The following is a 12,569-nucleotide window of genomic DNA, read 5'->3' as shown; positions in this document are numbered from 1 at the left end:
ACTCCTGTTGACTGACATTTTCTGATACCTATCCCTACATTCCCACTTTCGCGCCGCTCACCTCCCTAAACACAACAGACCCACAAATTTTCCACTTAAATCAAAGAGTAGCTCACACTTGTGTCCGAGACCAAACAGGCACGAGGTTTACTGCCTCTCCTGGGTGGCCACGGTAGCTGGAGACGCTTGCAACGCCTGCATTAACAGGCTGCGCACCTGGTCATGGTGATGAAATACCCTGCCCATATCACGTACCGACCAGGAGACATTCTCCAATACCACCAAACTGATTTTGCGTTCCGGGAAGTAAGACAAGGTTGAGATATAGCCCGGCACATAACCGCTATGACTGTATTCACGCGGCCCCTGTCGCGACACTTGCACGCCATACCCGTATCCCAGCTCTCCCCAGCGGTGGCTGCGCGTGGCTGACGCTTGCGTCATCTTCCCATACCACTCCGGCGCCAAAGCGACGCCTTCATGCAAGCACTGATTCCAGCGGACCAAATCCATCGCCGTAGAGACGACGCCCGAAGACGGCGCATGCTGAAAAGAGCCTTTTATATCCGCCGCAGCCAAACCGCCTTGCTCGTCCTCGCTGTAGCCCTGCGCCAATCCGTCGGGATAGATCGCATTATTCGCCTCTGGAACGACGCTTTCCGTCATGCCGCAACGCTCAAACAATTTCGTCGCCAACTCGCGATAAGAACGTCCGGAGACTCGCTCAATCAGTTCGCCCAGAATCTCATATCCATAATTGGAATACGCGAAGCTGTCGCCGGGCTGAAATTTCAGAGGCGCGCCAGGACGAGTGACGCCGGACGTATGATTAAGCAACTTGCCTACCCGCACTTGCTTCAACCAGGGTTCAGATAGCGACAAGTCATAGTCAGCGAGAGACGCATTTAATCGGAGCGCTGCAGCTTGCGCCTGCTGCAGCGTCAGAACGGCGGTGATTTGCTTACTCAACGAACCGATAAGGAAGCGGCTGTTTAGAATGATTGGCGTACTCGCGCCATGGGCGTAGCTGAACAGAATACGCTCTCCTTGTGCGATCACCACAACGCCGCTAAATGGTCGCGTCTTTTGGTCGGACAGCGCTGCTGCTAGTGTCTGTTCATTCAGCATCGTCTGCTCATCCAGCATCGTCTGCTCAGACAATGTCACCTGTTTATCCAGCGTCAGTTCGCCCATGGCTGGCGATGCAGCAACGGCTTGCGAGGTATGCGCCAGTGTCGTGACCAGACAGACAAACAGCCATATCTTCATATCCCTGAAACCACTTATTCCTCTCTCCAACTCGGATTTCGACAAAAGAGAAATCTAACACGAATGAGAATCGAATCTACCACTATTTTTGTTTATATATCAGCTGGTTACATTTTATGCATGGCGACAACTAGCCTATAATGATCAAACCGCGATCAACGAGACATATCCCTCAGGGGCGTCGACTTTTATCCCCTGAGGATCAATGGGAGGGAGGTTACGACGATGAAAAGCGACCCGAAAGTCATCACGCATCTGAACACTGTTTTGGGCAACGAATTAATCGCCATCAATCAATATTTCCTGCACGCCCGCATGTATAAGAACTGGGGCCTGGAAGAGCTCAATGAGCACGAATACAAAGAGTCCATCGATGAAATGAAGCATGCGGACAATCTGGTTAACCGCATCCTGTTTCTGGAAGGCCTGCCCAATCTACAAAAACTCGGCAAGTTGCGCATTGGCGAAAACGTGCGCGAAATGCTGTCCTGCGATCTCAGCCTGGAAATGGACGCCGCCAAAGACCTGCGCGCCGCCATCGCTTACTGTGAAAAACATGCGGATTATGTGAGTCGGGACCTGTTCCAGGACATTCTTGAAGATGAGGAAGAACACATCGACTGGCTGGAGACTCAGCTGGATCTGATGGACAAAGTGGGCGAGCAGAATTACCTGCAGTCTCACATGTGAGATCGCCGCGAGCTTACTGCTGCGAGGGCTGTTGGTAGCGATAGCGTTCCAGAATACGGGCGTACACGCCGTCGTCCTGCATGGATTTGAAGGCGGTGAGCCACTTCGCCGCTTCCAACGGCCCCAACCCTGGCGAGCCCGCCAGATAAATGCGCACCCGAATGCCCACGGCGCCGCGGCGTAGTGCATCGTCAGGATATCCCAGGTCCCGTTGCGCCTGCCGCATGACATTCCAGGAACCCAGCCAGGCGTCAATGCGCCCCGCCGCCAGTTTCCGCACGTTCAGCTCTTCCGTGTAGACTTCCTGCACATGAACCAAATGCTGATCCTTGATGATCTGAGCGGCAGCGCCGCCAATTAATACGCCAATATTCAGCTTCCTGGCCGCGTCGAAATTGGAAATGTCCGCCTGACTTTCACGCAAGGCCGCCAGCAGAAACTCTTCCTGCAGTATTTCCGTCAGCCATTGGTAATCCCGCGCTCGTTCGTCTGTGCGGGCCACCGGAACCATCAGCGCATCCTGAGTATTTTTGGTCTCATGCAACGCCCGCTTGAAAGGCATCAACTCAATTTCCCCGGAGTGGCCCACTCGCTGCGCCATCTCACGCAACAGGTCACAGGCCACGCCGCGCACTTTATCTCTTTCCATATAGCAGAATAATGGCGCTTCGCCGGCGATCAGGCGCGGTTCAGCCTGTAGCGGAGAGGACATCAAGGCGAGCATAAAAATCGACAACAACAGCCTGTAACGCATCGCAGGTTCCCCTAATCAGGGTAATGCGCCAATCCCGGGCGATCTGATTTTTGCAATTGAAGCGGAGCCGGAGATCAACCTGTGACAGGCATAATCCGAGGTCCTGATTAACTAAAGGTAGGAGCGCAATAACGCCAAGTCAAAGTGAGTGGTCTAAACAAACCGGCTATTTCATTGATGGAAACATGAAAAAGCGGCTGGTGGCTTTCCCGCCGCTTTTCGCCATTACGTGGACCTGGATTGTTGGTGATGTCCGCCTACGAGATTGTCTAAGATGTCCGTCTATGAAGAGTCGCCTCAGCTTACGTCCGCCGCTTCCACCTGTTTCACCGGACGCCCCTGAGGTGGGTAAGGGTTCTGAGACAAAGACTGTCCGGACATTTCCGCCAGATACGCCAGACGAGTCTTCGCGGCCTGCTTCTCTTTAGCTTCTCCTACCAGAACCGCTCCCCAGGCGCGCAGACGCTCAAAGCCATACAGACAGACGCCTACCGCGCCCACCGCCATCAGAACGCCAGCTACGCCAAGGGTGTGACGCTCTACGGAGCAGGTCCAGATAAACTGTCCCACACACAACACGGCTACGAATAACAGCGTTGGCTTACGTCCAATCAAATCTACGATATAGGCGCCCAAAGGAGCCCCCAGTGCGACAATCGGCGCCGCCGCCAGCCAGTTTTCATACACGCCCGGCTGCATGCCGGTAGATAGATTTTTCACCACCACGCCCAGCACGGAAGTGAACGCCATAATCACAACGGAGGTCGGAATCGCGATCTTGAGGTCCGCGCGGCACAGCAACACCAGCGCGCTATAAATCACCATGTCGATGCCAACGCCAGTGACGGAAGCGACCGATGCGCCAGCGCACAGGCCAAGCATGGCGCCGACACGAAAATCCCAGTTCTCATCAAACTCGGTCATGCCGCTATGGCCGGCGATCTCACGAATACGATACAGGTGCAATATGCCGAAACTGGCCCAGATCACCGCAAACACGACCTTAATCAACAAGCCAGGAACATAAGGGGCGATGAAGAAAATTCCCAAAGGCGTGCCGATCAGTGCGCCAAACATAGCGCCGAACAGCATGGACCAGGCGAGAGGCTGGCGACGAGCCAGTATGAAAATGCTGGCGCTGGTCATCCCGATCGCCTGTACGGCGAAACTGAAGTCCCGCCCCAAGGTCGCCGGCATATCAAACAACAACACCAACACAGGAAACCCAACAGTGCCGCCGCCCATGGGCGTAGAACCAGCGGCGTAACTCCCCAGCGCCATCGCCAGAGCGATAGGCCAGTGTTCCGTCACCGCTCCCCATTGATCGAGGCCGAACACCAGGAACGCCCAGATGCTATAAAAACCAACCAGCCATAACAGCCAAACCCAAATGAATTTCTTACGCGGCGCTTGTATCGTCATAGAAGTTACCAGGCGTTAATTGCAACTGAGCCTAGATACTAAAATGACGCTCCTACTGGCTGCTATGGACAAAACCGGGACTTACTGTCCCGGTTTTGGTTATTGTCCTGTGTGACTTTTACTGAAATTCCGACGGGAAGACGTAGAAGACAATGCGTTCGATGCAGCCGTCTCCGTCCCGGAAAGGCTTGATCAGAGTCTCGGTTTTCAGTGAACCGCCGTCCTTGCGACGCAGATGCAGCTCACCCTCCCAACATCCCCTGTCCACCACATCGGCGTAGAGCGCCTGATAGGCTTCGCGCGGCTGCTGGTCCGACCGCATGGTGGAAGAAGCCACGCCAATCAGCTCATGGGCTTCATACCCCAGCCAGAAGCACAGCTTTTCATTGATATCGGTCACCACGCCGCTGCGATCGATCACCACCACCCCTTCCCTGGCGTTGTCGAGAATATCGCGAAACGTCTGCGCATCCTCCCGTCCCGCCGCGGAACGCAACGACTGGGTCACCACGCGCACCAGGTCTTCGTCGTCCCAGGGTTTGGTTATAAAAGTGCTGACGCGGGCGCTGTTGACGGCGTCCCGCAACATGGAGAATTCACTTAACCCGCTCATCAACACTCTCTCGATGCGTGGGTACTTGTGACCGACTTTTTGCAGAAACTCTACCCCGTTCATGTAGGGCATGTTGAAGTCAGTGATCACCACGTCGAAATCGTGCTGCTGCATTAGCCGCAGCGCAGCCACGCCATCATGAGCGGAATGAGTGCGGTAACCTCGTCGGTGGAGTAGACGGGTCAGGGATTGAGTCACCCCGGGTTCATCATCAACCAAAAGGACTGCGCCGTTCATAGAATCACCCTCTTTCACCTGATTGTGATTCAAGTCTAGGCCTCAGTCCCCGGATAGTAAGCGAGGATTTGGTAAATTAGGGAAACGGTTTGTTATCTCTTATGACCGTATTTGCAGCGCTCCCAAACCCAATAATCCCAAGCCGATAAGGCTGAGCCCGAACACCGCCGCCACAGTCGGATTGGCGGACGCCGAGGAGCCTGACACCGACTCTGTCGCCGTGATCGCGGCGCCTGTCGACCCAAGGTCGGAGGTTTTGCAGAAATCTGTGTTTACGTATAGCCCACCGCCGATTCCGCACTTGCCTGCAGGTAAACGATCAAGCTGCGGCTCTTCATAGCCATACTTGATATTCATGCTTTCGAGGGGGCGTTTTAGATCGTACTCCGCAGAGTCCGTAGAGGTGACATAAGCCGCTTCCGCGTCCCACGCCAATAACAATAAAAGCCATAGCGATATTGTTTTCATGGTGTCCTTTCCTTGTAAACCGCAAAAGCGCTTCCTGGTTGTTCCAAGATCTTCGAACGGCATTACTCCATATGATTAGATTATTAATCCTTTGGTTGAATCCCGTCCATCACTTTTTGCGACACAGGTCACATTTTTAATAGAAAACTTAACAGTGTAAATTTATAAAAAAGGAAACGCTTTCATAACTCGGAAGCCTTTCCACCTCTCGTTTCTTCCAATAAGCATAGCGCATACCAGCTTAAACGTTTTAGTAATTTTACGTATGGGATGTGTTACAGAAAGGTAATTAAAGTTCAACTCCCTGGTAACAAGGGCTGCGCGGTTAGTGCGCGGTATACATCTCTATTTTGGTTCTCTGGAAATTATAACGAATGAAAACACGTAGCATTGCTTTGGTATCGGTTTTGGCTTTGCTCACAGGATGTGGCGGCGGGGGCGGCGGATCAACGGCTCCCAGGGGCGTTAACGATCAGGAAAAGTCTTTGGCTTCAAAGGCATACAGCGCGGTTTATGTTCCTATTGCGGAAGCCCGGCTCTACACACTTTCCTCAATCGAAATGAAGAGCAAAGACCTTCCGACAATAGTGGGTGAAACGAAGACAACGTCATGCCCCAACGGAGGGTATTACACTGTGCAGAATCTCGGGGAGAAGGATGGCGCCCTGGTGTTCAAGCAAAGCTTTACTGTCTGTTCTATGGAATACAGTATTGGCGACACCCTGACATTTATCTCAGGAACTCGCGAGGTGACGCTAAAAGTCATTAGCGTTGATCTTCTAAAAACTACTTTTACATCCGTGTATGACGACGTCGCAATCTCTCTTGACGGCCTCTTCTTTGAATACTCAGGAACGGTGAAATCGGACACATCCCGATCATTTGACGACAAATATCCAATCAAGATGATGACGTCTTTGTCCGCTGACAGCTTGTTAACGTCAGGCGCCACGACATTCAGCCTCAGCGCCACTCACCTGAACAGTTCACCTTACTTTATGATCAAGCCCAACCTGGTTTTGCCGTACGAGATGAAAGTCGAGCCGGTCGGAGGAATTTGGCTCACTACAACTGGCCTGAAAGAAATTGCTGTACTCCCAGGTATTTCAAGTGGCCCGCCCTCAGCATTTCCTGGTGAGAGTGCAATTTTGTTCACGATGGATACTGGCTGGGTGCGCTTTAGCACCACAGATGGCAGAGGAACAGACATCAACACCTCTCGCATCAACGACCACATCAGCTGGTACTAAGCAACCATGAAGTTCAGTCACTTGCTTCTACTTGCATTAACGTCGCTCTCCGGCTGCGGCGGAGGGGGCTCCGCCTCCTCTTCCGAAGACAGTCAACGCAACGAACTGGCGTCCCTGGCGCGCAAGGCGTATCACGTATCCTATGTGACCATCGCCGAGAGTCGTCTGTATAGCTTCTCCGCCATGCAGAACGCATTCGCGGATCTCCCCGACGAGATACAGACAGAGGTTACCACCAACTGCCCCAACGGCGGCTATTACGACATCGCTTACAAAGGCGAACGCAACGACGGTCGCAGGGTGAAAAAACTCTACAGCCAGAGCTTTCACGGCTGTGTGCTGAACGTCGGAGTGGATGGCCTCGTTGAGTTCGTCAGCGGCGTCCGCGACCTGGAAATGTGGTCGGAAACCTTGTGGACGCCCAGCACCGATGAGGTGGGCGTCACCTATGACAATGTCGCGCTCAACATCGACGGCAAGGCGTTCAACTTCTCCGGCAAGCTGCGCGTGTCTGTCGGTACATTGACACAGGATCAGTATCCGCTGGACTTGCGTATCGATCTGCTGCCAGGCATGACGATGACCGTGGACGGAACCGCCTATCACCTCAGTGGCGAGGCGTCTCATGATTACATCAGGCCGCAAAAGAACTCGCCCAATCTGATGAAAGTTAATCCTGATGGCGGGATCTGGCTGAACGTAGTGGGAAAAGGCGATTTCGCCGTACTGGCTGGCGCACAAGACTCTGCGGACCTTTTCGTGCGGGAGCTGCCGACTGTCGACGCCATCGACACCGGCTGGGTCAGATACGCGCAAGGCGACATTAGAGGCGAATTTAAAGTTCAACGCCGCAAAGGAGAGATTGTCTCCGCGCAATAACCCCCTTCAACGATTTCGATCGACCGCTCCCGACGCATTACGGTTTGCTACTTATTCATTGTCGGGAGTGGCTTTTTTTTCAGCGCCTGGTCTTAATTACCCGTTTTATCCGCTTCGCTTTCCTGTGTTACGTCGCGTCGCTTTCTTTATCCTGAACTTGTCTTTTAGGCGGTTCGGTTCGGCTACAGGCCCAGACCTTTATAAGTGTAATAACCGGTAATAATCTTGCGTTCGCCTTCTTTCAATACAGTTGAGCGGTGTAATGCGCGGGAATCGAAGATAAACATCGTCCCTTTCTTGCCGGTAATGGTCTTTTCTTTATATTTCCAAAGTTTTCGAATCGTCGCCGCTTCATGGGGCCAGAACATGCCGGAATAGTCGGTCATTTCTGTGTAGCGGTTATTTTCGTCGGTGCGGAAGTGCAGAAAATAATTGTATTCCGGCCAGTAACGCCACAGATGGTTCTTGTGGCTGCCCAGGGTAATCGTAGTCGGCGCCTGGTTTTCTGTTACATCAGTCAGGTACACCCACACTTTAATGCGATGACGCCAGTCGTCAAAGTGGTGGTGGTTGGACTGGGAGGATGTCCCCACTTCCCTCTTCTCTTCATAGAACGTTTTCAGCAGCTCACACTTACTGGAGCAATAGCCTTTGATCAGGCTGAGGATCATCGGGTCCTCGAAAATCTTACGGGTCATTGGCGCCACAGTGGCGACATCATAAACCCGCGAAATACCCGTATCGATGTGGCCATTGGCGACCAGGGTAAGATCCTGACGTCTCTTGGCGGCCTCTATGTCCTCCAGGAACTCGTCCACCTGCTCCGGCGAAAAGTATTCCTCGAATACCACACAACCGTCCCTGTTCAAGGTGTCCAGGTGCGCTTTGTACTCCTTCGCCACCGGAAAGGGGGAAAGCGCGCAACGAATTTTGTAGTCCAATTTCTGTACTAAAAAATCCACCATTGAATCTTTAGCGTACAAGCTCAGCATGTCAGACTCCTTCGGCTATGCGGGCGTCGCCGATAATCATAATAAAAATTAGCTTACCGCTCACAACTGCAGAATGTCAGCAGGCCGCTAAGATATAGCAGAGCGAACGCAAATGACTGTAAGCCTGTGTGGAAATTTGCAAGCGCTATCCCCCGTCCGGATACACAGATAGGGAGCTGAATCGTCTTATGTATCAGAATTTGACAATACATGTCTCACAAAACTTCCATCACTTCCTCGCGCCCTTCGCGATCACAGTTAATAATCTAAGTTTACTAATCATTTCCAATTATCGCCGTTATGCAATGGCGAAGAATTTAGACCATGCTATTTTCTATGGCGGATTTGTACTGTTTGTCACCAAGTGAGGTCACTCCAGATGTTCATAGATAAGAACGAAACAGCAGACGTAGCCGCGAAAACTGTTCCCTTCGTCAAATACACTTCCTGCGGCAATAACTTCGTTATTGTTGACGCTACCGAGGACAGCGTATTGGCCGAAATGGAATGGTCGGCTTTCGCTCCCAAGGCCACAAGCACGACTTTTGGCATTGGTTGCGACAATCTGCTGGTAGTGCAACGATCAAATGCACGGACGCTGGACGCGATCGCTAAGGATAGAAACTACTGGGACGCAAAGCCGGATTTATCCGCTGCGGACTATGTTTTCAGAATGTTTGAGCCCAACGGCGAAGAAGCCGCCTGCTGCGGCAATGGCTTGATATGCATCGCTGATTTTTTGCGCCGCAAGCACGGCGTGACAGTGTCCAATATCGCCACTGAAATCCCGTTGTCCACTCCCAACATCATTTCCATCGGCAGCCTCGGTTACGACGGCAGCTGGGTCAACCTGGGCATGCCCCGCCATACGCCAACCCAGTTGGTCAACCGCGACAGCCTGCATCCGCTGGACGACACGATCGACGTTATCGAGGAACTCACCATTCAGTTCCGTCGCGACGATCTGAAGCCCTATACGGATGAATCCACGCTGACCATTAAAGGCTATCTGGTGTTCACCGGTGAACCCCATCTGGTGATTTTCCCGGATCATGACTTCTCCGTGCCCGAGCTGGCCAACTTCATTTTCGGCGCCACACCTGAAGGTCATGCGCCGGAAGACAGACGCCGCGGTCTGGGCGCCTGGCTGGTGCATCGCATCGGTTCTTTTATTAACAGCCGCTGCCGACACATTTTCCCTGAAGGCGTCAGCGTCAACTTCGCCCGTATTCACAACCTGGACTCCGTCTCCAACCGTTGCTTCGAACGCGGCATCAATCGTGAGACCCTGGCCTGCAGCACCGGCGCTCTGGCGGTGGCCTACGTGGTGCAACAGTTGTTCTCCATGCCGATCACCAACATCAACCTGCTGCCTATCCGCTGCCGGGAGGAAGATCCCGATGCGGTGATCAATATTCAGCAGACGGAAAACGGTTGGGTGCTGACGACCAAGCCTTACATGTTGTTTGAAGGCCAATACCGTATGCAGCCGATCAATGTGGTGGCGCAATCCGCCAACGAGTACCTGATGGCGGAAAGCGAAGCGCGTTTATACAAACAGCAGCTCACCCTGGAGGCGGCGAATTCGTCCATCATCCGTAAGCGTTTGATGACTAAGCAGTAATCTGATTTTTCCGTAGTAGCCTGGAGGTATTTCAATGAGTTACGATCGCCACACTTAGCTATGAGGACCGTCACTAAATGGACGCGCTAAACCCGATGCGGTTTTCCGCAAGAATGACGTTATTGCTGATTCTCACACTGCCCCTCAGCGCTTTCCTTTCTTATGTTGTGTTCGAGCGTTTGCACGAGCAGCACTTTCTGTCCGCGTCGCTGTTTGACGCGGGAATCAAAGAGAGCCGTATCCAAAATACGACAGATCTTGAGGATCTGAGTCAACGTCAAACCGAGTTGTCGGAAAAACTGCGCGCCTCCGCCGTGTTCAAGGCCGCCGTCCAGAATGTGGGCCAACAGACAGGCGATGCGTCCTCCTTCGCCGGGCCGGAGCTTGCTCTGGCCCGGAACGGCGTCGTCACCCTGAGCACTGACGCCAGCCAGATCGGCGCCGACCTTCCCAATGCTTACCGCTTAAAGCGGCTTCCTGGCGACGAACTGAAGTACGCAACCACCCAGGATCGATTCGAAATCATTCTTTCTTCGACGCAGCCAGATTTTGACGTCACCCTCATGGTGACCCTGGACAAGGCCGTTACCGCGGCTAATAGCGAACAGCACGCACGTCAGGTGTGGGAAAGTCTGGCGCGAGGATTCGCAGCGGGGTTCGCCGTACTGGCGGGCATGACGCTGCTGCTGGTTTTGCTGAATCGCGTCGCCAACACTTCGATTGAGGAAGGCGACAGTAAAGGCGCCCGTCGTTTCGCCCGACTCGCACGCGCCGGGGCCGGCATTCTCACCGCCGCCAGCGCCCATGGAGCATTGTTCGTCACCGCCTGGCTCGCCATTCAGGCTGACCTGACCTCGGCGCAGGGCGACGCCGCCTACAGCGGCGCGGAGTTCATTGCGCTGGTGGCGGATAACGCCACCATCATGTTGATCGTCTTGCTGATCGCAGTGGAAATGTCTGTGGTTTTGTTCGCCGGACGCACGCCGGCGGAGCCCTCACATCCCCCTGCCCCTGCGCCTCCTGCGTCCCAACCCGCTGCATCTGAGCTGTACAAAGCCATGCGGCCGGCGATTTTCCTGTTTCTGTTCGGCGTGGACCTGTCCATGTCGATACTGCCTTTGCACATGGAGCGGCTGTATGACGTCATTCCCGGCGTGTCCAGAGAGTTTGCGCTCGGGTTGCCTGTTGCGGTGGAGTTTTTATGCGTTGGCGTCGCCATCTTTGTTTCCGGCGCCTGGCTGGACCGCAAAGGCTGGGTTCCGCCCTTCGCAGTAGGGCTGTTGCTGACGCTGGCGGGCGGTCTGTACTCCTGGCAGGCGCCGGATGCGCTGCAATTCGTGCTGTCCCGCGCCATTCTGGGCTTCGGTTACGGACTGACGTTGCTGGCGGCGCAGGGCTTCGTCGTGCGTCACACCGACACCCGCACCAAAACCCAGGGGCTGGCGCATCTGTTCGCCGGCCTTTATTCAGGCAGTATCTGCGGCGCCGCCACCGGGGCCCTGATCGCCGAACGCTTTGGCTACGAGGCGGTGTTCCTTACTGGCGCGCTGCTGGTGTTCACCGTCGTCGCCTATGCTGTGATCTACTTGCGCCGGGGCGTATCCGGCCCCGCCGCACCCAAAGCCGCCGCAACCGGTTCAGGCGCTCCTGGCGCTCATGGTGGACAGATCAGCATCTGGCGCTTCCTGGGCGATCGTAATGTGATCGCCGTCAGCCTGCTCAGCAGCCTGCCCGCCGCCATCGCCGCCATTGGCTTCATGCACTACTTCACGCCGGTCTATCTGAGCCGCATTGGCGCGCCGGAAGCCAAGATCGGGCAGATACTGATGCTGTTCGGGCTTTGCATGACGTTTCTCGGTCCCCTGGTCGGACGACTGGCGGATCGCATGCCAAGCAAGAAAATTCCCATTTTTATTGGGGGATTGCTTGGCAGTGTCGCGTTTCTCTCTTTTATCGGCCTGCAGGGCGTCGCTGCGACCTCTTGCGCCGTCATTCTGCTGGGATTATCCAACTGCTTTGTGCTGTCCTCCCAGAGCGCCTACGTCCTGCATCTGGACGTCAGCAAAAAGCTGGGGGAAGGCAAAGCGCTCGGCCTGTTCCGGGCGTCCAGCCGTATCGGTCAGATGCTTGGCCCGATGTTGTTCGCCGGGCTAGTGGGGTTGTCCGATATCCGTCACGGCGTGGCGGTATTGGGGGGCGCGTATCTGATCACTGTCATTCTGTTCCAATTACTGGCTGCGCGGGAGACGCCTGCCGGCGACAGCGGCAAGACCGAGGAAAGCGCCGCGCCGGCGCAGCCCAAGTCGCAGCAGTCGCCCTCCCGTCAAAGCCAGAGCGCTATTTCCAGCCGCAGCAAAACCGCATAAGGATC

11 protein-coding genes are annotated in these 12,569 nt (G+C 54.4%); 5 read left to right on the top strand and 6 right to left on the bottom strand.

Annotated elements, in window-relative coordinates:
- Nucleotides 1–147 precede the first annotated feature (147 nt).
- A complete protein-coding gene (locus tag ONV78_RS22515) occupies nt 148–1,269 on the bottom strand; it encodes a serine hydrolase (protein WP_279506575.1) in 1,122 nt (373 codons plus the stop codon).
- Nucleotides 1,270–1,494: 225 nt separating this feature from the next.
- Here ONV78_RS22515 and bfr point away from each other — a divergent pair, with 225 nt between their 5' ends.
- On the top strand, nt 1,495–1,959 hold the full coding sequence (bfr, locus tag ONV78_RS22510) for a bacterioferritin (protein WP_216736240.1): 465 nt from the start codon (nt 1,495–1,497) through the stop codon (nt 1,957–1,959).
- Between the two features lie 13 nt (nt 1,960–1,972).
- Here bfr and ONV78_RS22505 read toward each other — a convergent pair whose 3' ends face one another.
- The 4 genes from ONV78_RS22505 to ONV78_RS22490 form a co-directional block, all read right to left on the bottom strand.
- The gene (locus tag ONV78_RS22505) at nt 1,973–2,713 is read right to left on the bottom strand and encodes a transporter substrate-binding domain-containing protein (protein WP_279506573.1); all 741 of its coding nucleotides are present in this window, start codon (nt 2,711–2,713) and stop codon (nt 1,973–1,975) included.
- A 297-nt stretch (nt 2,714–3,010) separates the two neighbouring features.
- Nucleotides 3,011–4,135 (bottom strand): sulfite exporter TauE/SafE family protein, encoded by a 1,125-nt coding sequence (locus ONV78_RS22500; RefSeq protein WP_279506572.1) that lies wholly within the window; start codon nt 4,133–4,135, stop codon nt 3,011–3,013.
- Nucleotides 4,136–4,253: 118 nt separating this feature from the next.
- A complete protein-coding gene (locus ONV78_RS22495; protein WP_216736237.1) occupies nt 4,254–4,985 on the bottom strand; it encodes a response regulator in 732 nt (243 codons plus the stop codon).
- 99 nt (nt 4,986–5,084) lie between these two features.
- The gene (locus ONV78_RS22490) at nt 5,085–5,453 is read right to left on the bottom strand and encodes a hypothetical protein (protein ID WP_279506570.1); all 369 of its coding nucleotides are present in this window, start codon (nt 5,451–5,453) and stop codon (nt 5,085–5,087) included.
- Nucleotides 5,454–5,827: 374 nt separating this feature from the next.
- Here ONV78_RS22490 and ONV78_RS22485 point away from each other — a divergent pair, with 374 nt between their 5' ends.
- Together ONV78_RS22485 and ONV78_RS22480 are read left to right on the top strand one after the other, a co-directional pair.
- Nucleotides 5,828–6,703 carry a hypothetical protein gene (locus ONV78_RS22485; protein ID WP_279506569.1) on the top strand — a complete coding sequence of 292 codons (876 nt, stop codon included), beginning with the start codon at nt 5,828–5,830 and terminating at the stop codon, nt 6,701–6,703.
- 6 nt (nt 6,704–6,709) lie between these two features.
- Nucleotides 6,710–7,582, top strand: a complete 873-nt coding sequence (locus tag ONV78_RS22480; protein ID WP_279506567.1) for a hypothetical protein — start codon at nt 6,710–6,712, stop codon at nt 7,580–7,582.
- A 182-nt stretch (nt 7,583–7,764) separates the two neighbouring features.
- Here the strand turns inward: ONV78_RS22480 and ONV78_RS22475 are convergent, their stop codons facing one another.
- Nucleotides 7,765–8,574, bottom strand: a complete 810-nt coding sequence (locus tag ONV78_RS22475; protein WP_216736233.1) for a phytanoyl-CoA dioxygenase family protein — start codon at nt 8,572–8,574, stop codon at nt 7,765–7,767.
- Between the two features lie 379 nt (nt 8,575–8,953).
- On the opposite strand from ONV78_RS22475, the gene ONV78_RS22470 reads away from it, so the two are divergent.
- Nucleotides 8,954–10,198 carry a diaminopimelate epimerase gene (locus ONV78_RS22470; protein ID WP_279506566.1) on the top strand — a complete coding sequence of 415 codons (1,245 nt, stop codon included), beginning with the start codon at nt 8,954–8,956 and terminating at the stop codon, nt 10,196–10,198.
- A 77-nt stretch (nt 10,199–10,275) separates the two neighbouring features.
- On the top strand, nt 10,276–12,564 hold the full coding sequence (locus ONV78_RS22465) for an MFS transporter (protein WP_279506565.1): 2,289 nt from the start codon (nt 10,276–10,278) through the stop codon (nt 12,562–12,564).
- Nucleotides 12,565–12,569 lie beyond the last annotated feature (5 nt).

The organism is Hahella sp. CR1, from assembly GCF_029813005.1.
In the GTDB taxonomy this organism is placed as follows: domain Bacteria; phylum Pseudomonadota; class Gammaproteobacteria; order Pseudomonadales; family Oleiphilaceae; genus Hahella.
This window is presented reverse-complemented; position numbering and strand designations above follow the sequence as displayed.

Coding starts and splice junctions, on each gene's coding strand:
- ONV78_RS22515 (WP_279506575.1), bottom strand. CDS start 1,269: ATGAAGATATGGCTGTTTGTCTGTCTGGTCACGACACTGGCGCATACC.
- bfr (WP_216736240.1), top strand. CDS start 1,495: ATGAAAAGCGACCCGAAAGTCATCACGCATCTGAACACTGTTTTGGGC.
- ONV78_RS22505 (WP_279506573.1), bottom strand. CDS start 2,713: ATGCGTTACAGGCTGTTGTTGTCGATTTTTATGCTCGCCTTGATGTCC.
- ONV78_RS22500 (WP_279506572.1), bottom strand. CDS start 4,135: ATGACGATACAAGCGCCGCGTAAGAAATTCATTTGGGTTTGGCTGTTA.
- ONV78_RS22495 (WP_216736237.1), bottom strand. CDS start 4,985: ATGAACGGCGCAGTCCTTTTGGTTGATGATGAACCCGGGGTGACTCAA.
- ONV78_RS22490 (WP_279506570.1), bottom strand. CDS start 5,453: ATGAAAACAATATCGCTATGGCTTTTATTGTTATTGGCGTGGGACGCG.
- ONV78_RS22485 (WP_279506569.1), top strand. CDS start 5,828: ATGAAAACACGTAGCATTGCTTTGGTATCGGTTTTGGCTTTGCTCACA.
- ONV78_RS22480 (WP_279506567.1), top strand. CDS start 6,710: ATGAAGTTCAGTCACTTGCTTCTACTTGCATTAACGTCGCTCTCCGGC.
- ONV78_RS22475 (WP_216736233.1), bottom strand. CDS start 8,574: ATGCTGAGCTTGTACGCTAAAGATTCAATGGTGGATTTTTTAGTACAG.
- ONV78_RS22470 (WP_279506566.1), top strand. CDS start 8,954: ATGTTCATAGATAAGAACGAAACAGCAGACGTAGCCGCGAAAACTGTT.
- ONV78_RS22465 (WP_279506565.1), top strand. CDS start 10,276: ATGGACGCGCTAAACCCGATGCGGTTTTCCGCAAGAATGACGTTATTG.